Here is a 19,897-nt window from a genome sequence, read left to right as displayed (position 1 = left end):
TTTGACTGGATGCCGATGTGCGGCAATTTTCCCAGCATTTTCCAAGTTGCGTAGTGTGTTCGGAGAGAAGCCGAGTTACTCAACAGCTTCCGAAATACGTAAGAATCCTGAAGGTTTATCACGAACATTCTCTTTGACTGATGTGCCCCCTAAACTAGATGGACCAGACGTTGGTGAACATTACCAGACCACGTTATGATTGTCGAATAGAGATAGGTCGAGAAATCATAGATGGAGCGAGCAAAGATGGCGAAAACTGTTCCGGTTACGAAGTTCACGGAACTACGTGGGCTGGATCGAATTTCAATCATTACACATGAGATGAATTGCATATTTCGTACGATCTCGCAGGATGATTTTGGCATTGATGGCGAGATCGAAGTCGTCACTCCCAAAGCGGATGGGTGTGGATTAGAGACAAGCGGCGGCATCATCAAGGTGCAGGCTAAATCTGGCAGTAGCTACATCAAAAAAGATCATGGCCCGACTTTCGCCACTCCCGTCCGAATCGACGATCTTGAATATTGGAACAGATGTACGTTTCCCGTATTCTTTATCGTGTATTATCCCAAAGAGGATGCGCTCTATTACAAAGAGATCAAAACTTACATTCGTGAAACCTCTGACATTTGGAAGAAACCGCTTGAAGTAGTCTTCAACAAAGCTACTGATCAGTTCACGTCTGATGTAAAGAAAAGCGTATGTGACCATGCAGCCGTTAGTCCACCTCGGATTTCGTTCGACCAAAAAGAGCGCCTCTACTCAAATCTATTACCTGTCCGTCAATTGCCGAAGACACTGACTTTTGCCAAGACTCGGCGCAAATTGGCAAGTCGAATTAAACAAGAGATTGAGGGCTATAAGCCACCGTTCTGCATACACGACGGATATCTATACACTTTGTCCGATTTGTACAATGAAAATAACATGCTTCGAAAGTTTTGTGACGAGAAGACAATTGACGAGATGCCTTTTAATGATTGGCTTGACGACTTTGACCTGCGCAAGAATTTAGTTTTCATGATTAACCAATTATTTGGGAGCCATTGTCACAGATGCGGTTTAGCGTACAACAGAGATTTCAAGCGAACGTATTTTCCACGTGAACCAAGAAGAGATGCGGATAAGACTTTTACACGAATGTGGACTAGCCCTCGAACAAAGCGGGACGCACCTCCTCGAACTGTTGTAAAATTCTATGAATATGGGACGTTTAAGTTCTGGCGGCATTTGGCGGCTGAGTTTCGGTTTGAGCAATTCAGTCAAAAGTGGTTTCTAAGGATCACTCCCAAGTTACTGTACACTGATGACGGCAAAAAAGTATGCGATCCAAAGTTGGTTGGACCATATACGACCAGAATGAAAGCGATGGAGCACAATCCACAGGTATTAAACCATATACTCTTCTGGGGACAAACCCTTACTAATGGACGTCAACAAATCGAGTTGACTCTCTATGGCAAGACACTCGTCGTGATTGAGCCAGAGCCAGCGACGGTTATTGCGGATTTTGCAATTCCCTATGATCCGGCTACTTATGAAGAAGAGCCAATGTCTCCTCAGTTGACACTGTTTGGTACAGAGGGCTTGGAGGACGAGTCGGATGAGTATTAGGATTGAATATCTCAAGGAACCGAAATTGCAATTCGGACAATACTTTGAGCATCAAGATACCAAGACGGGACTTTCCGAATACGGCCCGTTTGGGAAAAATATACCGGGTCTTCATCCATCTGAGATCAAAATTGGTTTTATCGGCACTCGGGAAACCATCTCTGGTGCGAAGGAATGGATAGAGGAGTGTGGGGCAGAAATAGAAAGCGAGAATTCAAAGGTCATCAAGGCAAAGATTAAGGAAGCAGAAAATCTTCCGAAATTGTTTGGTCAGGGGATCTTTGAAGATCAGCATATTCATGAACCAATCGTTCGACTGTACAAGATTCTAAATCGTGACTTCATTGGATTCTCAAAGAAGTCTGAATTCGAGTCGTGTTTCCAAGTGAATGACCGATGGGACCGAACAATTCGACCAGACGAGATCAACAAGACACTTGGAATTCAAGATAAGCAGCGAAGAATATGGGAACTCGTCGATCTCTTTGATAGTCACATAAAAAGTCTAGCCGAAACGAGTCCTGCACCTGACATTATTGTCCTCGCCCTTACTCCTGAAATCGTAGACGATGCCTATACGGCTCAAATTACCGGAAATTTTCACCTCAACTTTCGACGTGCCATCAAAGCCAAAGCAATGCGTTGGGGTGTACCCATTCAACTAATTCAAAGAAGTACAATTCTCGGCACGAAACCCAAGGGACGCAAAACACCACTCCAAGAAAAAGCAACTCGTGCTTGGAATTTTTGCACTGCTCTATACTACAAGGCTGAAGGGATTCCATGGTGTCCAGTGACAGTCGAGAAGGACACATGCTTCATAGGTGTCGATTTCTATGTGGCACAGGGGGGGCATGAAAATCTTACTATGAGGACTAGCGTGGCTCAAGCATTTGACTATCTCGGACAAGGTCTTGTTCTTCGAGGCGATCCTTTTGAGTGGAATTCCGATGCTAACGGCAAAAGTCCGCACATGTCACGTGAAGGTGCAAGCAGATTAGTAAGCGCCACACTTAAAGAATATGTGAATGTTAGAGGCACACCGCCAAAAAGAGTTGTGGTTCATAAGTCTTCACGCTTTTGGGGAAGTGACCACGGTGAATTCAATGAACTTGATGGATTTATCGAGGGAATCGAAAGTGTCTTTCCCGGTTGCGACTATGATTTGGTTACACTCATTCGTTCACGCATTCGACTGTTTCGAGAAGGACAGTATCCGCCAGCACGAGGCTCCTACTTTTGCATCGAGGATGAAGCCCACTTTCTTTATACCATGGGATTTGTCCCCTATCTCGAAACATTTCCCGGCAGCTATATTCCTGAACCATGGCAGATTCTCGAACGGTACGGTAGTAGCGCACCTAAGGATTTGTTTCGGGAAGTGCTGGAACTGACAAAAATGAACGTTAACAACTGCTCTTTTGCAGATGGCACACCAATCACTTTGTCCTTCTCACAAAAAATCGGTGAGATTATGAAACATGTATCAGATGAAGATACGGTCCAGACTAGTTACAGATTTTATATGTAAAGGCCCTACTATTCAAAGGATTCAACAAGTTGGTACAACAAACAACTCCACCTAAAGGAAACGCACACGGCCTCGGCACAGGGTTGTTTGAGTTTTACGCATCTCAGGCAAGTGTCATGCTGGCACAATATGACAACATTGTTCATCTCATTGGTCCAACAGACGACTGGACTGCTCCGGGCACACATTGCGAAGTACTTCTTCGAGATTTTATTCGCCGAAACCTTCCATCTAAATTTAGTGTAGATAAGGGGTTTATCTACGGAAGAAGAGAAGTTGAAGGGAAGTCGAAGCATTGTCCCGAGATTGATATTCTCATTCACGATACAGCAAACTACCGACCTGCTTTTCGTCTTGAAGACTTCGTGATTGTTCAGCCAGAAGCAGTGCGAGGAGTAATTCAAATCAAGCGGACTCTTACTTCAGGTCAGCTTGCAAGTGCATTAGAAAACGTGGTTGAAGCAAAGCGTTTTGTGCGAGATTGCAAAACTCAACAATCAATTCCACTAGACGGTGTTTTCAGTGCAGCAGTTTTTTTCGAGGATGAAGTAGTAGTACCAAAAACAAAGCCCGTAAGCGACACATATCAGAACCAGATTAAAAGTCATTTTACTGACCTTAGCGACGCATATACTATGCCAAACTACGTAGGCTCACTGAAGCACTTGTCATTTTTCTTTGGTGGTCTCAACAAAAACAAAATGCACTATAAAGTTTACAAGTCTGTTCACAATGGGGTGAACGCTGGTCTTCAGGGGTTTCTCTACTGTTTATCTGAAGCCATTCTCTCTTTCGGAATGCAGCCTCGATTTCAGTTTCCAGATGACTACTTGAATATTGATCACTTCGTATTTTACGAAGCTGATAGCAACTCATGAAAATCCTCTTCCTCCACGGCTGGCACAGCGTCGTTGGTGGGTTGAAACCAACCTACCTCAAAGATGCTGGTCACGAAGTCATCAATCCTGCTCTCGATGATGACGACTTCGACGCAGCGGTCCAAACGGCTCAAGCCGAGTTCGACCAGCACCACCCCGATGTTATCGTTGGCAGTTCCAGAGGTGGTGCGGTGGCAATGAATATTGAGTCGGGTGAAACTCCGCTCGTACTTCTATGCCCTGCTTGGAAAAATTGGGGAACCGAAACAATGGTCAAGCCCAATACTACCATCCTCCACAGTCTTGCGGACGATGTTATTCCCTTTGAGGATTCTGAGGAATTGGCTGGTAAGAGTAACGCAAAGCTAATTGAAATCGGCAACGATCACCGACTTGCAGATCCTGAGTCACTGGAAACGATGTTAAAAGCGTGTGAGAAGTTTTCTCAATGAACTACGAAAGGAAATTAATCTGTGGATTATTCGGAAGATGAAGTCAACGACGCTATTAAGGCACAGCGGTTGGTATGTCAAAAGTTACTGGAAATCATGGACTTGCAGGGAGATATTGATGCATTATTACGTGACAGCCATCCGTCACCGTTCGGATCTGCCAAGTTCAAGAAAGCTCGACCCGAGGAACTGCAAAGAATGGTGATGATGACTGCCATTCAATTCATATTGTTTGAGCCAGACGATTGGGTAGAGGGAAACAAGGACTTCAAAGTCGCTGCTGAGAATTTACTCAACCTGACTTCTTCGCAGTTGAATTGGCTCAAAGAAAAGTATCCCAATCCATGAGTGACCTTGAATCAACATTTCATTTCGGAACTTAAAAATGAAATCAGAAGACGATGAGTTACTGCATGTTCTAAATGAATTGAAGCAGGACATTGGCTACGACATGAGGGGTGGCGGATGGACATTCATTTTCAAGCCGTGCGACTATCAAGCCAATCGATTCAGTTTGGCTGAGCTTACAGAATTGGTGTTGAAGAATTCAGAAAAACTTGGAACAGGTCATGGTCAAATACTGACTATTGATTTTGCAACTTTGCCTTGGGGAATTTATGGTTGGAGAAATCATGAAGGATTTGGTTTTGCCAAATCTGGAATTTTCGTTTATCAAAAAACATATCAGGAAAATTTCGGGTTTTATGGTGTCAGAGGTGTGGAGAAAATTCCTCGTGGGGAATGGATCGGCATAAGTTGGTCGTACATTCAGTTATTTATGTTCTTCTGGAGCATGTCGAAGTTACTTGATGGGTTCTCAGATACAGAGTTTTTCGATTACTCATTAACTGCCACTAAATTGAAAAACAAAAGTCTGGTTATTCACAAGAGTTGGCTTGATACGGAAACACAGGATTTGATATGCCCAAACATCGAAGGTACTAATGAACTCAAGATAGAAAGAAGAGTCTCTACCGATTCCATTATCAATGACTGGAAAACTGAAGCACGCTTTGCAATGAAATGTTTTTTCGATCTGTTTCCTAACCCTATCTTAACGGAAGAGCGTTTAACTACCTACCTCAATAGATGGAAACGATGACCTCGCAGTATTCTTAGTCGAGCCAATTACTGCCTTTTGTTCAACAGTTCCATATTGTTCCCAGACATTTCCCGAACCTTGCTCATGAGGCAACGCATTGGGTAAGTTGAGACGGCAATTAAAGCCGTGAAGCCCGATCTGATTGCTCCGCTTCCCAAAGATTCCACGCAAGGGCAAAGTCGTTACTGGCATTACTGTGTCTCATAAAAAGCCTCACCTCCCATCAAAAGTTTGTCCAGTCTGTAATCGTCCATTCTCATGGAGAAAGAAGTGGGAACGTTGCTGGGAGCAAGTCAGGTATTGTTCTGATGCTTGCCGCAAAAAAAGTAAACAACCTAATCCAAGTGGGAAGTGATCGTAGCTGCTCCCAATCCGTTGAACATGTTGTTGGAAGCGTATGAGAGATGGCTATAATTTCATAGAAATCAAACACTCAAATTGAAAAGGTGAAAAGCTGCCGCCGTGTCTCGAATCCAACACCTCCTCACCCAAATCGCACCACATCGAAACGCTTTGATTAATCATGCTGTCTACAACCACTTGAACAATCTCGATGCATTTCACACTTTCATGGAACATCATGTTTATGCGGTGTGGGACTTTATGTCACTGCTCAAGTCGTTGCAAAATCAATTTGCATGCACCACAGTTCCTTGGCATCCATCGTCAGATGCATCAGCCTGTCGGATGATCAATGAAATCGTCTTGGCTGAAGAGAGTGATGAAGATGGAAGAGGTGGCTTTGCCAGTCACTTCGAACTCTACTGTCGATCCATGAAAACCTGTGGTGCAAGCGTTGATGGAATTGAAAAGTTCCTTTTCAATCTGAAACACATGACATTACATGAGGCATTGATCTCCTCCGATATTCCCCAACCAGCAGTAATCTTCATCCAGAGCACCTTCGAGATCATTGATTCTTACGATCCTATAGCGATTACCTCCGCTTTCACTTTTGGACGGGAAGATTTACTACCCAATGTCTTCCAACGAATTGTTGATGAGCTTAATGTGAAAACAGATGGTAGAATGGATGAGTTCAAATATTATCTCGAACGACACATTGGACTGGATGGGGACGAGCATGGACCGATGGCAAACCGTCTTATTGAACAGTTATGCCAAGACGATGAGCAGAAATGGATTGTTGTGGAACAAGCTGCGATAAAAACATTGGTTGCAAGAAAACAGTTGTGGGATGCGATATTGAGCAGCATTGTTAAAAGTTGATCACGAATCTCCGTTCCTTCCAAACCTCTTCCCTACCTTCTCCTCATCTTCTTCCATCGCTTTCTGAACCAGTTCAAAATATTCGGGATCGTCAGCCGCAAATTCTGTCGCTGTCTGCTTCAAAATCTTGACGATTTCTTTGACCCTGTAGGACGATCCAAACTCAGACGATAAATCTTTCATTCGGACGTTCGATAGCCGAGCATCGAGTACTTGGACCGCTTCATTACCTGCCCTAAGCCTGAGGTAATCTCTGAATTCGTCAACCAACGTTTGAGATAAGTTTTTATCAGGTGCGGGCAATCCCATCGCATGCACATCTGCGTTGGGAAATCTTTTCCTTTTTTGATTTCGTTTTTGCACCAAGTTGAGAATCGCATTTCTCACTGAAAGCTTAAATCTTCCCTCAATCGGCTGCCCTTTCCAACTACTGAAAAATTTCCCCATCACCAAATGCTGAATAACTTCACTTACCAATTCATCCAGCGACTCTTCGTCAAATCCAGCCGATCTAAGTGATCGATCAAGGTAGCCCACAAAATCCATGTTTTGAAACCTTATCAATTGGCTTTTTTGTTCGGGATCATCAGTCTTGCTTATCAGCTTTTGGACTTCACTTTTAAATAGTCGATTAAATCCCTCCCTATCAAATAAGGAAGAGACTTCGTGGAAACTGAGGTACGTGATGAATTCGGTAAAAGTAATCATGCAATTATTTATGCATCTCAAATCATTTTTCATCCTCCGAAGAAAAATTTTTTGTCTTTCTCAATGAGCAACCAACAACTCATTTTGAAAGCAAGATATGCCATCCAATACTCAAGTCCGTGAGCAGATCACTAAGCAAATCGTCGTAGCAATTGAATCGGGGAAAACACTGCCTTGGAGAATGCCTTGGAAGTGCGACAGCAATGCTGGGATGCCGAGAAATGTCATCTCAAAGCAGACATACAGCGGGATTAATCCATTGTTACTTTGGGTTGCTTCGGAACGTCTCGGACTTCAATCCAAGTGGTGGGGGACGTTCAAACAATGGACGGAGCTTGGTTTTCAAATCAAGAAGCGTCCTAGTGATGTCCCTTCGGGTCGATGGGGCACAAAAATCATTTTCTACAAACCCATTCAGAAAAAGCAGGACGAAGAAAATAAAGACTCCGAGAAGAAAGAGTCGTATCTGCTCGCAAAGCAGATCACCTTATTTTGTGCTGATCAAGTTGAAGGTGCGGAACAATTCCAAGTTGGAAATGACCTCCCAGTTGGAGATTTCCAAGAATACTCGTTAGCTGAAGAATTGATTCAGGGAACATCTGCTGTCATTACACATCAGGGTGAACGTGCCTACTTCAATCCAAGCACTGAAGAAATCGTTGTTCCGCAAAAACATAAGTTCGAAACCACGGGCGCATATTACGCAACCATACTTCACGAGTTGGCACATTGGTCTGAAAATAGAACCATTAGTGACCCTTTGCTTATCGGCTATGCAGAAGAAGAATTGGTAGCAGAACTTTGTGCCACATTTCTTTGTGCCGAACTAGGTGTACCTCAGACGGATTCTCTTGACAATCACGCTGCGTATCTCGGCTCATGGCTCAAACAAATGTCAGGGGATTCCTCATTCATTTTTAGAGCGAGTCGTCAGGCATCCTATGTCGCTAATTTCCTTCTTTCGTTCTTGCCTGAAAAGAAGGGTGAACTCAATCCTCAATCTCAAGGAGTCTTACTCACATGATGAGTCTCGAAACAATTATTGCGTTGAACAATGAAGTCGCACATCGAGCATCGAGTAAGAGGAAGTTACCTTACATCCCATTCAGTCCAAATGAAGCAGAACACATCATTACCTTCCCTCTTCCTAACCTTGGCGGTTATGTGCCTGTAGGTTGGGAAAAGGTAGAAGATTGGTTCGTTGATCGAACTGGGCAAGGTTACGAATCCGAGCCAGCGATAACACATCGCTCATTTACACAATTGCTCACCGAATACATTTCCATGAACCCAGACCACGGATATGGGATTAGCGAAGAAGGTCCGTTTCAGGTAGTAATTTCGGCATATCGGTATGTCGGAATTTCCGAGTTACATACCCGTTCCGCCTTGGCGGGAGAATAATTTATCCGCCTAATGGGCGGCAAAAGGAGATACAAATTGAACGACGTTAATGAATATGTTCCCAACTCAATCAACCAAATCATTGGACAAAGGCAAGTCCGTGATGTAGTCGAGGTAGCACTAGATGCTGCACAAATCGATGGCAAACGCTTCGACCATTCTTTACTGGTTGGACCTGCGGGAATGGGGAAAAGTATGTCCGCAAACATTATTGCCGCTGAAATGGCGACTGAATTCTATGAAGTGCTGGGGCAAAGTATCTCATCACCAGCCGATCTCAATGCTTTGCTTTTGCAGGCAAAAGACAGAGACATTATTCACATTGATGAAGCTCATGAGCTAAAAAAAGAATTTCAAACCGCCCTATACCTTGCCATCGATAAGCAGACGATCTTCGTTAATGGTGGGAAGAATAAGCCAGTGGGTATCCCAATTGCTGACTTCACTTTGCTTCTCTCCACAACTGACGAATACGACCTTCTTCAACCTCTTCGTGACCGCATGAGGTTGACCTTGAAATTCGATTTCTACTCAGACCTCGACCTTATGCATTTGGTATCTCATAGAGCCAGAGCTTTGTCTTGGGAACTTGAGGAAAATGTTCCCGTCGAGATCGCAATTCGTGGAAAAGGAATTCCAAGAATTGCATTGAGGTTACTTCAGTCGGCAAGAAGAGTATGCCGAGCAGAAGGTGAGGAAATGATTCGATGCCATCATCTTCATCGAGCTTGCCAACTGGATGGTCTTGATCAACTCGGGCTGGATCGCACTGAGCAGAAATATCTTTCTTTACTCAAAGAAGGTCCACTACGGTTGAATGTTATTGCATCATCACTTGGCTTGCCATCACGCACAGTCTCGACTGTTACGGAACAATTTCTAATGAGGGCTGGTTTGATTGCGAAAGATGATCAAAGTCGTCGTCAATTAACCGACAAGGGACATTCCCACCTATCCCCTACCCGCCAACAAGTTGATCAATAAGTGAAAGAAAGGTGTCAAATGTCTGTTCAAACAAAAGCCGCTGTGACCGTCGCAGAGATGTCGAGAATGCTGGGAATGAGCCGAGCAAGATTTTACCAGCTACTCGGTTCAACTTTCCCAGAGCCAAGTCGTGATGAAAGAGGTCGACCATTTTACAACGAGAGTCAACAGGAGTTGTGTCTGGAAGTAAGGAGAAGAAATTGTGGTGTCGATGGGAAGCCGATTCTCTTCTACGCACCTCGCACTAGCTTCACACCTTCCCCTACCCGCTCCAAACCCAAGCCTAAAGTGTCTGAAGATTACTCGGCAATCATCGAAGGTGTAAGTGCCTTGGGAATGAGTGTGACCTCCACTCATGTTGAGGAGGAGATTAGGAAGTTGTTTCCTGATGGCATCTCTGGTCTTGATGAGGGAGCAGTCATCAGAGAAGTATTCTTGTCCATAAACCGCCAAGAATCCAAGTAATAATGTCGAGTGATAATAGTCAATATCAGCCCAATCCAGAGTAGAAAGTGTCAATTAAGTGTCTAATTTGTGTTCAGATGAAGGTCAGAATTCAGGTGATAATGTTTTGCCAGCAGAGTTTGTTGAAAAACGGGTCGATGACCTCTTTACGACCTTCTTGAACTCTCACGACTTCTCCACCCACACCCGTCGTGCGATGGCAAATGATTTGAAAAAGTTCGCTCAATGGTTTCTAGAAGCGAATGCGGAAAAGCTCAGCCTCGACCGAGTCACGACTAGAGATATTCTCGACTTCCGCACTTTTCTTAGCCGAGATCAGAAACAAGCTGTAGCGACAGTGAATCGAGCTTTGGTGACTCTTCGTCGATTCTTTCGGTGGCTGGTAGAGAATGGAGAAATGCCTTCAAATCCTGCCAAGCCAGTCAAAGAGCTTCGACGACAAGAATTGGCACCGAAAGGTTTGGATCGGACTCAGGTTCGGAAACTTTTACGGGAAGTTGAACTTCGGCAAGATGCTCGAAGCAATGCCTTGTTTCATTTGATGCTGTTCACAGGCTGTAGGGTTGGTGATTTGGTGAATCTTGAATTGAGTGATGTATTGATCTCTGAGCGATCTGGCTCGGTTGTATTTCGAAATGGGAAGGGAAATAAGCAAAGGACTGTTCCTCTTCCTCACAATGCAAGAGTTGCCCTGTCTGCTTATCTTGCAGCACGACCGCCAGTTTCTTTGAATAACGTATTTATTGGAGAACGTGGTGGGCTTTCAGACCGTGGAATCAGATCAATCTGTGATAAATATTCGGCAATTTGTGGGATCAAGATCCATCCACACCTACTCAGACACACTTTCGCACATCAGTTCCTGAGGGATTCTCAGAATGATCTGGTCAGTCTTGCTCAGATTCTGGGGCACGAAAATTTAAACACGACAGGAAGATATTCAAGAAGAAATGCGGATGAGTTGGGAATGATTGCGGAGAAGGTAGGGTATTGAATCATTTGCCATTCTCTCCTTGGTCTGCAAATGACTTGAATAGAACCAGCCATAACACTCTCTAAATAATGAGGGTAGTTGACTCTATTGTTGCTCAGCATATCGAATCAATTCCTCAATGGTTGCACGTGCATCAGTTGCGGCAGATTTCAAATCATCATATTGACCGCTTATTATTAGTCCTGTGAAAATAGCGACGACATCAGCAAATTTGCAATGATTCTTTTTGGATTGATTACGAGGTACTGCATACTCAATATTTTCTGCAAGATTAAGCAACGAAATGTTTGGAGTATTCTCTTTCACGATATCAAATGATTTAAAGATTGTGGCAGCAATGATAAATTCCGATTGATCTGGGAATGCCTTATTCAAAGATTTGAGAATGGCATCAAACCTGTCAACAATCTTTGGATCGAGAGGAACCGAATTATTTGTTTCTAACACTGCAAGCTTTTCTGCGGGAGATAAATTTCCAGCATCTTTTCTAGGTTTTTCAAGCAACAGCCCAGAAGGGGGAGGTGTCCCGCCTTTGTTCTCTATAAGGGCATCTCTTTCATGAACAGAGGTTGTATAAAGGTGATTACCAAGTTCTTTGTCATAAAATGCAAACACTGGCAGAACATTTTTGAACTCTGAACCAGTTGCCTTGAAATCATGCGGAAATACATATGAAACCATTGGATGAAGTGATTTATTATTGTCTTTCAAGACCTCGTTTTTTTCTGGTTCAAAAGCCGTATAGAAGTAATGAGGTAACTTTCCGAACGGTACTGTAATTCGGAAAAGTCTATTTGTTCCCGCTTTTGGCTTTGTGTAAACATATGCAAGGAAGGTGTCAAGTTGGGCTTTTTCTTGTTCAATTGCGTCGATTACTTCCTTCTTGTCAATTGTGTAGATGTGTGAACGATCAGGACGCACTAGGCGGTAAAGACGAACTGTTTCTTCATTCGGATTCGCTGGCACATAAAATTTAATCCCTTGATACTCATATCCAGCCATGACTGAAGATGAGAATCCCAGCAGTATTGTCAGTGCTGTTATCGCAAATTGTTTCATTTCTTTACCTCGTGATGATGCTTGTAGCGTTGGCGATAAACCTTCTCGAATTGCAATGGGAAGAGCCGTGAAGCCAACTACTATTCACCATTCCGCTTATCGTCATCTTCGTTTGAGTCTACGAAGCAGTGATGATGAGAGAGGATAGATGACTTGCAATCGAATCGTTGCACAATTGTACTATCAGCAAGTTAAACTGCATTTTCAACCAACAAGAGAGTTTCATCTGTCTTTCTACCTGACCCCTTCCCACTCAGTAGAAAGACACAAATGATCGAAATCACTAAACCGCTATTTCATTTGGGCAAAGTCGTCGCAACTCACGGCGCATTGGACCTGCTATCTAAGTCCGAAATTCCTTCATTCCAGCTTCTCTCAAAACATGTATCAGGCGATTGGGGAGCCTTAACGGAAGAAGACAAGGAAGCGAACGATCATGCACTTGCGCATGGTGATCGGATTCTTTCGTCTTATGCAGTGGGTGGGAATAAGGTGTGGGTGATAACAGAAGCCGATAGGTCTTCAACCTGCATCCTCTTGCCCGAGGAGTATTGATCATGCATTGGGTAGGATTTCTTTTCGTCTTTGTCGTTTTGTCGCTTCGCAATCCCGAACTCTTCGGAGTTGGGTTGGGATTGGTGGGAGGTTATTCCCTCATGTATTTCTTCTATCGTTTGCTTGGCGGGAAGGAAGGACCTCTTAAATGATTGATTTATGGGACGTTGCTGGAGCATTACTCATGCTTTCAATTTTCATCATTCCGCTTCTAATCTTTGGCGGACTGCCCTTCGAAACACTAATCGGAATCATCGGGCTATTGGGGGCAGCCATAGCCTTTGCAAAACAGGGTGAAAAATGAACCGTAGAAACTTCTTAACTTCAATCGCATGCCTCCCCTTGCTCTCTTCAAGAACGATTCCAACGCTGTCGAAAAAGACACGACGAGCGATACTCACTCTCGCTAATTACGAGTTTGGATTCACTTACCAGATCGAACCAGATGGTCGAGTCATGATTGATGCACTCAATCGGGAGAGGCTGCGAAGAACTTTGGAGATGCCGAATCTGGAATCAGAATTAAGAAGCTTGCCGAGTCTTGAGATCGACAGAGATGAGCTTTGTTTGCTCCGAGCATGCAGTTCGGATCGTGTCGCAAAACTTTTAATTGGGAAATGATTTTCAAAAAAGGTGGGGGAAAGGGTGGTGGTTGTATGCTGGAGCCTGCTAACAGCAATGCTTTTCTTCTCCAGCATTATTTCAGAAATGAACATAGAATCTCGTCACCATCAAATGCTGTAACCGTTCCATCTTCTAATCCAAATACAGTTTCAGCTTCTTCTGGAGTGGTTACAAGTTCCCCACGTCCTTCAACGTGCATTGAGAACAATTCAAAAAGTGTGGGTTTATTGAGTTCCAAAATGGCTTTCCCGATTTGCCCGAAGCCAACCGATTTGGTTGAAGCGTTATTGATCTGGGAACTGCTTTTCAGTCCAACATCGCACCAATAAACTCGGTGTTCTACAACATCAATGATTACAGGAACACAGGCTCGGCTTGGGGCTGTGAGGTCTACCTTATTACTGACTGTTTTAGGCTCAAAGACTTCGCCTGAGTTTGGCATCTGTCGCATCATCCATCCACAGAAACACTCTGGTAAGGAAGTAAATGGCTGATTAGAGAAGGATAAGACACTCATCACGATAAATCGTGCTTTTCGAGACACTACCGATTTCAAACTAAGGTCAATAAATTCACAAGCACCATTAGGAGCCGAGGTAATGTCCCCGCTGTGGTAACATTCACCTGCTCGCAAATTGTAATAGGCGATGTCTTCGGAGTGTTCCCATTGATCGGTAAATAGCGAAGCTGAAAGGTCAATATCCACACGTTGGACTTCCCCAAGAATAGTGGGCGCCCAAAAGAGAGTGTAAGCTCTCCGAGAGGAGTCGACTATGTCGGGATCATCACAGGCTGGAAAACGGACGCGGCGGCGTTATTCTGAAGAGTTTAAGCGGGATGCCGTGGGACTGGTGACCGAGCAGCATTATCCGCTGGCCGAGGCGGCTCGACGCCTGGATATTCATGTCAGTGTTTTACGCAACTGGAAAGAGAAGTTCATGAGCGGCAAAGAATCGAAGTCCAACGAGAAGTTGTTTGAATCCGAACGTGAAGAGTTGCGACAGCTGCGCGAGGAGAATCGTAAGCTGAGAATGGATCGAGAGATTTTAAAAAAAGCAGCAGCCTTTTTCGCGAAGGAAAATCAGTGAGATTCACCTTTATTGATGACCATGAAGAAGACTTTGAAGTAGCTCGGATGTGTGAAATCTTCGAGGTTTCCCGGAGTGGATATTACACCTGGAAGAATCGTCCGATGAGTATACGCCAGGAGAATCAACAGGAGTTGACACAGGCCATGAAGGAGATTCATCAGGAGACACGAGAAGTGTATGGCTCTCCTCGGATGCATAGAGAATTGCTGGAACGCGGCTATGAGGTCTCAGAGAATACGGTGGCCAAATTGATGAATCAGGCTGGAATTCAGGCAAAAACCAGGAAGAAGTTCAAAAACACCACGGACTCGAATCATTCCCGGCCCGTGGCTGAGAACCATCTGGATCGTCAGTTTGATGCCGTGACAAAAAGCAATGAAGTTTGGCTGAGTGACATCACCTGCATCTGGACTGAGGAGGGCTGGTTGTACCTGGCAGCAGTGCTGGATATGTATACGCGCAAAGTTGTAGGCTGGTCGATGGCCGAACGCATGACCTCAGACCTGGTGGTCAATGCCTTGAGGATGGCAGTGGATCAGGAGGCCGTGTCGAATGCAGACCTCAAAGAATTAACGCTTCACTCAGACCGCGGGAGTCAGTACGCTAGCGAGGATTATCAACAGGTGTTGACCTCGATGGGAATCACCTGTTCGATGAGCCGGAAAGGGAACTGTTGGGACAACGCTCCCATGGAGTCATTTTTTGCGACGTTGAAGAAAGAGCTCGTTCATCATGAGCGATACAAGAAGCGTTCAGAGGCTCGATCGAGCCTGTTTGAATACATCGAAGTGTTTTATAATCGAGTACGGAAACATTCTGCACTGGGCTATCTGAGCCCTGCGCAGTTTGTACAAGTGACTTAACCATTACCCCGCGCCCACTATTCTTGGGGAAGTCCACGTGATTGCCAATCATCACTTGAATTAATGTTTTTCCACCAGCAGAAAAATCGCACAGTATCGCCATCAGGTAAGTTGAACCATGATCCTCTGGCAACAGTATTCAGTGCTCGACTTGCGGATCGTTGTGAGAAAGGCACAATCTGCTGTTTCAGTCTCGCATCAATGAAGCAATGTCCAAGGGATGGCAGTTTCGAAAATCGCTGGACGAGGACTTGACGGATTCCATTTGCAACTGCTTGGATTGTCTCCTCTGGTAACTGTGGAAGTGGCTTATCCGTCAATTGAACCTTAGCTGCATTCCCTTTTGGAAAGAATGCTCGATGGTTAATCGCATCACGTCCACGAAAATGCCCCCATGCCTGTAGCAATACGGGTGTTGATACTTGGTCTGCCACTTTCATAAATGATTGCAGAACCTTCGCTGACTCGGAACATTCCCTAAGTAAGTGATCGAGTCTTCGAGCAAACTCACCCGGGCGCTGGGAAAGTAGAATCAACGCTTCAGTGGTATCTCCGTCGATGATCGACCGTTCAACTTTAGCATTATAAGTTTTGTAAGGCAGATTGTTTCTCAAGATACCGAACGCAGTCAGCGAAAGAGGAAATCTCCGCTTAAAATCCCCCGGATGAAGCCGTTCGCCAAGTCGTACCCAACGCTCTTTCCATCTCAGCATGTCTTCGGTACATGAATTCCCCGAGTGTTCGAGACAATCGAGGAGAAACCGTCGTTCTCTCTTTGAGAAGCTACGAAACTTTGAGGGTTCTGCCAGCGAAACATCGCCGCCTGACATCGCAACTGCCACACGCAATACATCTGTCGCAGTTTTAATATGCCCAACCAATAATTCCTTGTCATCCATGAGGGCAATTAAAGTTGCAAGAGTTTCTTTCTGTGGAATCTGCGGAGGGAGAAGAGTTTCAACGTCTCTGTTATTTACAAACCAGCCCAAGATCTCTTTATCTGTTTCAGATAGCGATCCATTTGCTGCCACGAGTTTCGTGAAGATCGAATTGAAATCATCTTCGCTACCGAGATCAATCCAGCGAAGCTCATGAAATTCTTCCAGCGATGGACGGTCTTCCTTATCATAATTTGGCAAAACAACAAGATTGGGATCACCGAGTGCATCTGACAAATGAAAACCAAAATAGTGCGTCATTGCATTGAAAAACAACTCCGCTTCTGAGGCTTCCATGACTTGATGAGGGAAATTTGGGTACATCGGAGTGAACTTCCGATGTGCCCCCACCATCTCCTGAAGTATCGGTAAAACGGACTGATACCAAGCTGATATTTGAGCATCATCGAGAGTTCTTAACCGCTCAATGAGTGTCTCTTTCAGTCCAAACCCCAAAGCCATGAGATTTTTAACCGCTGTCGCTACGCATTCAGGCGTATTCTCACCATGACCAACAGGAAGGAGTACCCGTAGCCGCTTCGAAAGATAAATATGATTTTGGGTGATCATTTCCATAATGAATAAATTAAAAGGTCGGGGAAGCAGTCGAAGTAGATTTCAAGTGTTAGAAGGAACCTCGACAATAGCCCGACCATTTCAGAATATACCTGATTCCTGATTGAACGTCATTTGTTTTCAAGATCATTTTCTATGGCTCGCTAAAATAATTAGGAACTCAAATATAACTCGCAATACGCAAACTTTCTGAATCAGCCCATCGTTGAATCATTTGTTTTTCCTTGTCATTGGGAAGACGATTAGCCTTACCACGAATCTGACAGATCATTCGATCAGATTTACGGACTTCAATGGTGACCGCCTTTGACATTCCTCCAAACGATTCGAGTTCCAATGTCCATATCGAGCAATATCCCCGAGCGCAGGAATCTGCATAGGTGGCGACACAATGCTTCATCTGTTTCCCTTCTGCCAGCAACGCTTTGCTGCTGAGTAACTCACGTATTGTCCAATATCTTAATGATCCTTTTTTCTCAGAACCCTCCATGAATTCAAATCCCTGAATGCCTGACGGTTCCCATTGGCGAATCTGATATCGGTTGTCGTTATTGAGATAGCGGTGCCAAATATTGACCTGACGTAATAATGATTCTGGAGTCCGACCAGTCATCGACAAATTTGGCTGGGGCGGACTTGTTTCTTCTCGATGTCCATTTGCAATATAAATATGCTCTGGGACAAACCGCTGATATTGGAGGTAATCGATAATTGGACCAACGTGTGTTCGGTCCAACATCGGATGAGAAATGAACCAGCGAATCACTGACGACCAGAATTCATCATTATGGAACTGATCGATCAGTCTGGTTCCAACGATCGCTCTTGCAAGATGTTCATCCCCACCCAGTCCAAGAACCTGCGCCCAACGGAGCGCTTGATCGATGGTCAACTCATTCGGAGACCGAATGAACAGATGAGCCATTTTTTTCGTCAGCGTGATTGGCAACTTACAGTGGCGAATGTTCTGCCCCCGACCAACGTGCATGTACCAGCAACGTCGCTCAGCCGCATCTTTCCGATTGCCTGTGAACCAAACCGTATCAAGAAATAGAGGGACATCATCATACTTTACGAACAGATGTCGAAGCAGAGACGCAAATTGTCGAGAGGAGCTGTGCGAGCGTGGCTTCCAGTCTTCGACAGGTCGCTGCCATGCAGAAGAGTTAGCCGCAAGCTGAGCTAGAGCTTCGACGTAGGTATTCCCCGAAATTTGTCCCAATGAAGCGACCGCTGGTGAGCCGTCAAAGAATTTGGCTCTACAGTTGTGAAGATGTTCGAACAATCGAAGCAGAACTTTTCGATTCGCTTGCCGTTCATGCTTTGGTCGACGGCTTATTCGAAGGTTTTCACATAACCGTTTCAGGTGAGGTAAAGTCACCTCGTTTTCTAATCGTTCTCCAGCAATCACTTCACGAAGAACATCTGACTGATTCCGACTTTCACGTCGATGACTTTGCAGTCTTTCCATTGCGACAGACTGTCGGGAGAAGTTGCGTTCCTGAGAACGCTGATTCCAACTCTTCTTGAGCTTTCGGCTGAACCCATTTAGTTCGCACCATTCTCGGTAGGCTTCCACCGTCGAAAGACCAAGCCCATGAATATGGTTCAGCAACTCACGGTCTAATTCTTCAATGACCACTCGTATTTTATTTTTTCGCATTTAATCGTTGACCGATGATAAGGTAAGCTCATGTAAGACGTTCCAATGAGTGAGGGTTGTTTCGGGTTCATTTCAATCTTTTTTCTGACAATGTGGTTAAGGTTGTATCGTCTGACAAGAATTCGCCAGTAAGGTTCGCATTACGCAATTTTTGAGACGGCACTTTGGCTGCTGCGGTGTGAATGAGCATTGCCAACACATGATAAGCTGTTAAGCCATAATGAGGAGATTTTCGAACCAGTGAAGACCGTGGTTTTACTGATCTGGAAAAATTCGACGAGCGGCAGGAGTATAACTGCACGGAGAATGCCACTCTCAAATTAAGCGGCGAATAATGTCAAGACAGAACATCACGACTTCGAATCATGTTACAAAAACATTAATTCGAAAATGATTTTTAAAAAGCAGTGATGGAAAGGTGGTCGCTTTCAAGTATCGACCACCTCCTGAGATTGTCTTTTTAAAATGATGGGTAATCGAAGTAAAAAAATCCGCCAGAAAATTTTACGAATTTACCCATTACGGCAATTGGAATCCCTTGATCACCCCAAATTTGAACTAAGCCTCAGTCATTCCTCTTTTGATCCACCAATTTCCTGAAGGCTTCTTTCGGTCTTCCATAACCACGGTCTGCTTTCGTGGCAATTGCTGACAACAAAAGATTATTCAATTCGAAACCGAGATCATGTGGAGCAATCTCTTCTGACTCCAGCGCAGTTGTCGCTGTCATTACGAGTTCATTCATTGAACCAGTCACCTGACGATTGAGTGCCTTTGCAAAGGATACAGTTCCACTTGAGGAGATGATGAACTCTTCATAGATAGAAAGCAGCCCATCCTCTTCCATAAACTCACGTATCGTACTGAATGCACGCTGGATGAACTGGCTGTCGTGGTTAATGTCGTCGCCATACATCACGCACGAGTACATCGACTCTGTATTACTCATAATGATATATTGAGTGTGATCTACAACGAACAGATGGGAAGACCAGTCGGCAAGCGGATTCTCTTCTAGCGGCATTTCCTTCAGCTTGCCTGATTTGATCTTCGTGCTGAGTTTATGTGATAGTCTAAAAATCATTGATTCGTCCCGTTAAGATAAAACTGCATCAGGCAGATAGTAACGTTATTCGATGTTTGTGGAGATTCAAACAATGCCCATA

Annotated in this window: 23 protein-coding genes; 17 read left to right on the top strand and 6 right to left on the bottom strand. The window is 44.4% G+C overall.

Translation table 11 applies throughout. The features are described 5' to 3' along the window. Window positions 1-246: 246 nt before the first annotated feature. The 8 genes from Pan54_RS17260 (at window position 247) to Pan54_RS17225 (ending at window position 6,807) form a co-directional block, all read left to right on the top strand. Window positions 247-1,614: a DUF4365 domain-containing protein gene (locus Pan54_RS17260; protein WP_165441824.1), complete on the top strand. Its 1,368-nt coding sequence runs from the start codon at window positions 247-249 to the stop codon at window positions 1,612-1,614. After that, the gene (locus Pan54_RS17255; protein WP_146504666.1) at window positions 1,604-3,145 is read left to right on the top strand and encodes an argonaute/piwi family protein; all 1,542 of its coding nucleotides are present in this window, start codon (window positions 1,604-1,606) and stop codon (window positions 3,143-3,145) included. The genes Pan54_RS17260 and Pan54_RS17255 overlap by 11 nt, the downstream gene beginning before the upstream one ends. Before the next feature lie 29 nt (window positions 3,146-3,174). After that, on the top strand, window positions 3,175-4,023 hold the full coding sequence (locus Pan54_RS17250) for a DUF6602 domain-containing protein (RefSeq protein WP_146504665.1): 849 nt from the start codon (window positions 3,175-3,177) through the stop codon (window positions 4,021-4,023). Then, window positions 4,020-4,475 (top strand): alpha/beta hydrolase, encoded by a 456-nt coding sequence (locus Pan54_RS17245; RefSeq protein ID WP_146504664.1) that lies wholly within the window; start codon window positions 4,020-4,022, stop codon window positions 4,473-4,475. Before Pan54_RS17250 ends, Pan54_RS17245 begins: the two co-directional genes overlap by 4 nt. Before the next feature lie 21 nt (window positions 4,476-4,496). After that, a complete protein-coding gene (locus tag Pan54_RS17240; RefSeq protein ID WP_146504663.1) occupies window positions 4,497-4,823 on the top strand; it encodes a hypothetical protein in 327 nt (108 codons plus the stop codon). Between the two features lie 37 nt (window positions 4,824-4,860). Next, window positions 4,861-5,577 carry a hypothetical protein gene (locus Pan54_RS17235; protein ID WP_146504662.1) on the top strand — a complete coding sequence of 239 codons (717 nt, stop codon included), beginning with the start codon at window positions 4,861-4,863 and terminating at the stop codon, window positions 5,575-5,577. Between the two features lie 196 nt (window positions 5,578-5,773). Next, entirely contained in the window at window positions 5,774-5,932 is a 159-nt protein-coding gene (locus tag Pan54_RS26600) for a DUF2256 domain-containing protein (protein ID WP_146504661.1), read from the top strand. Between the two features lie 107 nt (window positions 5,933-6,039). Continuing rightward, complete coding sequence (locus tag Pan54_RS17225) at window positions 6,040-6,807, top strand: DUF3050 domain-containing protein (protein ID WP_146504660.1); 768 nt, start codon at window positions 6,040-6,042, stop codon at window positions 6,805-6,807. On the opposite strand, the gene Pan54_RS17220 is transcribed toward Pan54_RS17225, so the two are convergent. Continuing rightward, window positions 6,808-7,515 (bottom strand): hypothetical protein, encoded by a 708-nt coding sequence (locus Pan54_RS17220; RefSeq protein ID WP_146504659.1) that lies wholly within the window; start codon window positions 7,513-7,515, stop codon window positions 6,808-6,810. Between the two features lie 97 nt (window positions 7,516-7,612). Here Pan54_RS17220 and Pan54_RS17215 point away from each other — a divergent pair, with 97 nt between their 5' ends. The 5 genes from Pan54_RS17215 to Pan54_RS17195 are packed head-to-tail and all read left to right on the top strand — an operon-like array spanning window position 7,613 to window position 11,362. Then, window positions 7,613-8,539: an ArdC family protein gene (locus tag Pan54_RS17215; protein WP_146504658.1), complete on the top strand. Its 927-nt coding sequence runs from the start codon at window positions 7,613-7,615 to the stop codon at window positions 8,537-8,539. Further along, window positions 8,536-8,919: a hypothetical protein gene (locus tag Pan54_RS17210; protein WP_146504657.1), complete on the top strand. Its 384-nt coding sequence runs from the start codon at window positions 8,536-8,538 to the stop codon at window positions 8,917-8,919. The genes Pan54_RS17215 and Pan54_RS17210 overlap by 4 nt, the downstream gene beginning before the upstream one ends. Window positions 8,920-8,955: 36 nt before the next feature. Beyond that, a complete protein-coding gene (locus Pan54_RS17205) occupies window positions 8,956-9,903 on the top strand; it encodes a Holliday junction DNA helicase RuvB C-terminal domain-containing protein (protein ID WP_242631357.1) in 948 nt (315 codons plus the stop codon). 18 nt (window positions 9,904-9,921) lie between these two features. Beyond that, window positions 9,922-10,368 (top strand): hypothetical protein, encoded by a 447-nt coding sequence (locus Pan54_RS17200; protein ID WP_146504655.1) that lies wholly within the window; start codon window positions 9,922-9,924, stop codon window positions 10,366-10,368. A gap of 58 nt (window positions 10,369-10,426) precedes the next feature. Beyond that, complete coding sequence (locus Pan54_RS17195) at window positions 10,427-11,362, top strand: tyrosine-type recombinase/integrase (RefSeq protein ID WP_242631356.1); 936 nt, start codon at window positions 10,427-10,429, stop codon at window positions 11,360-11,362. A gap of 84 nt (window positions 11,363-11,446) precedes the next feature. Here Pan54_RS17195 and Pan54_RS17190 read toward each other — a convergent pair whose 3' ends face one another. Next, entirely contained in the window at window positions 11,447-12,421 is a 975-nt protein-coding gene (locus tag Pan54_RS17190; protein ID WP_146504654.1) for a hypothetical protein, read from the bottom strand. A 270-nt stretch (window positions 12,422-12,691) separates the two neighbouring features. On the opposite strand from Pan54_RS17190, the gene Pan54_RS17185 reads away from it, so the two are divergent. The 3 genes from Pan54_RS17185 to Pan54_RS25920 are packed head-to-tail and all read left to right on the top strand — an operon-like array spanning window position 12,692 to window position 13,280. Further along, on the top strand, window positions 12,692-12,976 hold the full coding sequence (locus Pan54_RS17185) for a hypothetical protein (protein ID WP_146504653.1): 285 nt from the start codon (window positions 12,692-12,694) through the stop codon (window positions 12,974-12,976). A 2-nt stretch (window positions 12,977-12,978) separates the two neighbouring features. Further along, a complete protein-coding gene (locus Pan54_RS25925; protein ID WP_165441823.1) occupies window positions 12,979-13,128 on the top strand; it encodes a hypothetical protein in 150 nt (49 codons plus the stop codon). After that, entirely contained in the window at window positions 13,125-13,280 is a 156-nt protein-coding gene (locus tag Pan54_RS25920) for a hypothetical protein (RefSeq protein ID WP_165441822.1), read from the top strand. Before Pan54_RS25925 ends, Pan54_RS25920 begins: the two co-directional genes overlap by 4 nt. Before the next feature lie 393 nt (window positions 13,281-13,673). Here the strand turns inward: Pan54_RS25920 and Pan54_RS17180 are convergent, their stop codons facing one another. Then, window positions 13,674-14,306, bottom strand: a complete 633-nt coding sequence (locus Pan54_RS17180; RefSeq protein WP_146504652.1) for a TerD family protein — start codon at window positions 14,304-14,306, stop codon at window positions 13,674-13,676. 67 nt (window positions 14,307-14,373) lie between these two features. Here Pan54_RS17180 and Pan54_RS17175 point away from each other — a divergent pair. Then, a protein-coding gene (locus Pan54_RS17175; RefSeq protein WP_146501926.1) for an IS3 family transposase occupies window positions 14,374-15,554 on the top strand; the annotation gives its coding sequence in 2 pieces (ribosomal slippage) (window positions 14,374-14,659 and window positions 14,659-15,554; 1,182 coding nt in all). 17 nt (window positions 15,555-15,571) lie between these two features. On the opposite strand, the gene Pan54_RS17170 is transcribed toward Pan54_RS17175, so the two are convergent. The 3 genes from Pan54_RS17170 to Pan54_RS17160 all read right to left on the bottom strand — a co-directional run bounded on the left by Pan54_RS17170 (window position 15,572) and on the right by Pan54_RS17160 (window position 19,815). Further along, window positions 15,572-17,062, bottom strand: a complete 1,491-nt coding sequence (locus Pan54_RS17170; RefSeq protein ID WP_146504651.1) for a hypothetical protein — start codon at window positions 17,060-17,062, stop codon at window positions 15,572-15,574. A gap of 166 nt (window positions 17,063-17,228) precedes the next feature. Further along, window positions 17,229-18,731 carry a PcfJ domain-containing protein gene (locus Pan54_RS17165; RefSeq protein ID WP_146504650.1) on the bottom strand — a complete coding sequence of 501 codons (1,503 nt, stop codon included), beginning with the start codon at window positions 18,729-18,731 and terminating at the stop codon, window positions 17,229-17,231. A gap of 565 nt (window positions 18,732-19,296) precedes the next feature. Further along, window positions 19,297-19,815, bottom strand: coding sequence for a DUF6933 domain-containing protein (locus Pan54_RS17160; RefSeq protein WP_146504649.1), 519 nt, complete (start codon window positions 19,813-19,815; stop codon window positions 19,297-19,299). Window positions 19,816-19,897 lie beyond the last annotated feature (82 nt).

This window comes from Rubinisphaera italica, assembly GCF_007859715.1.
Classification (GTDB): domain Bacteria; phylum Planctomycetota; class Planctomycetia; order Planctomycetales; family Planctomycetaceae; genus Rubinisphaera; species Rubinisphaera italica.
The sequence above is the reverse complement of the archived record's forward strand: the minus strand, read 5'-3'. Positions and strand labels throughout refer to the sequence as shown.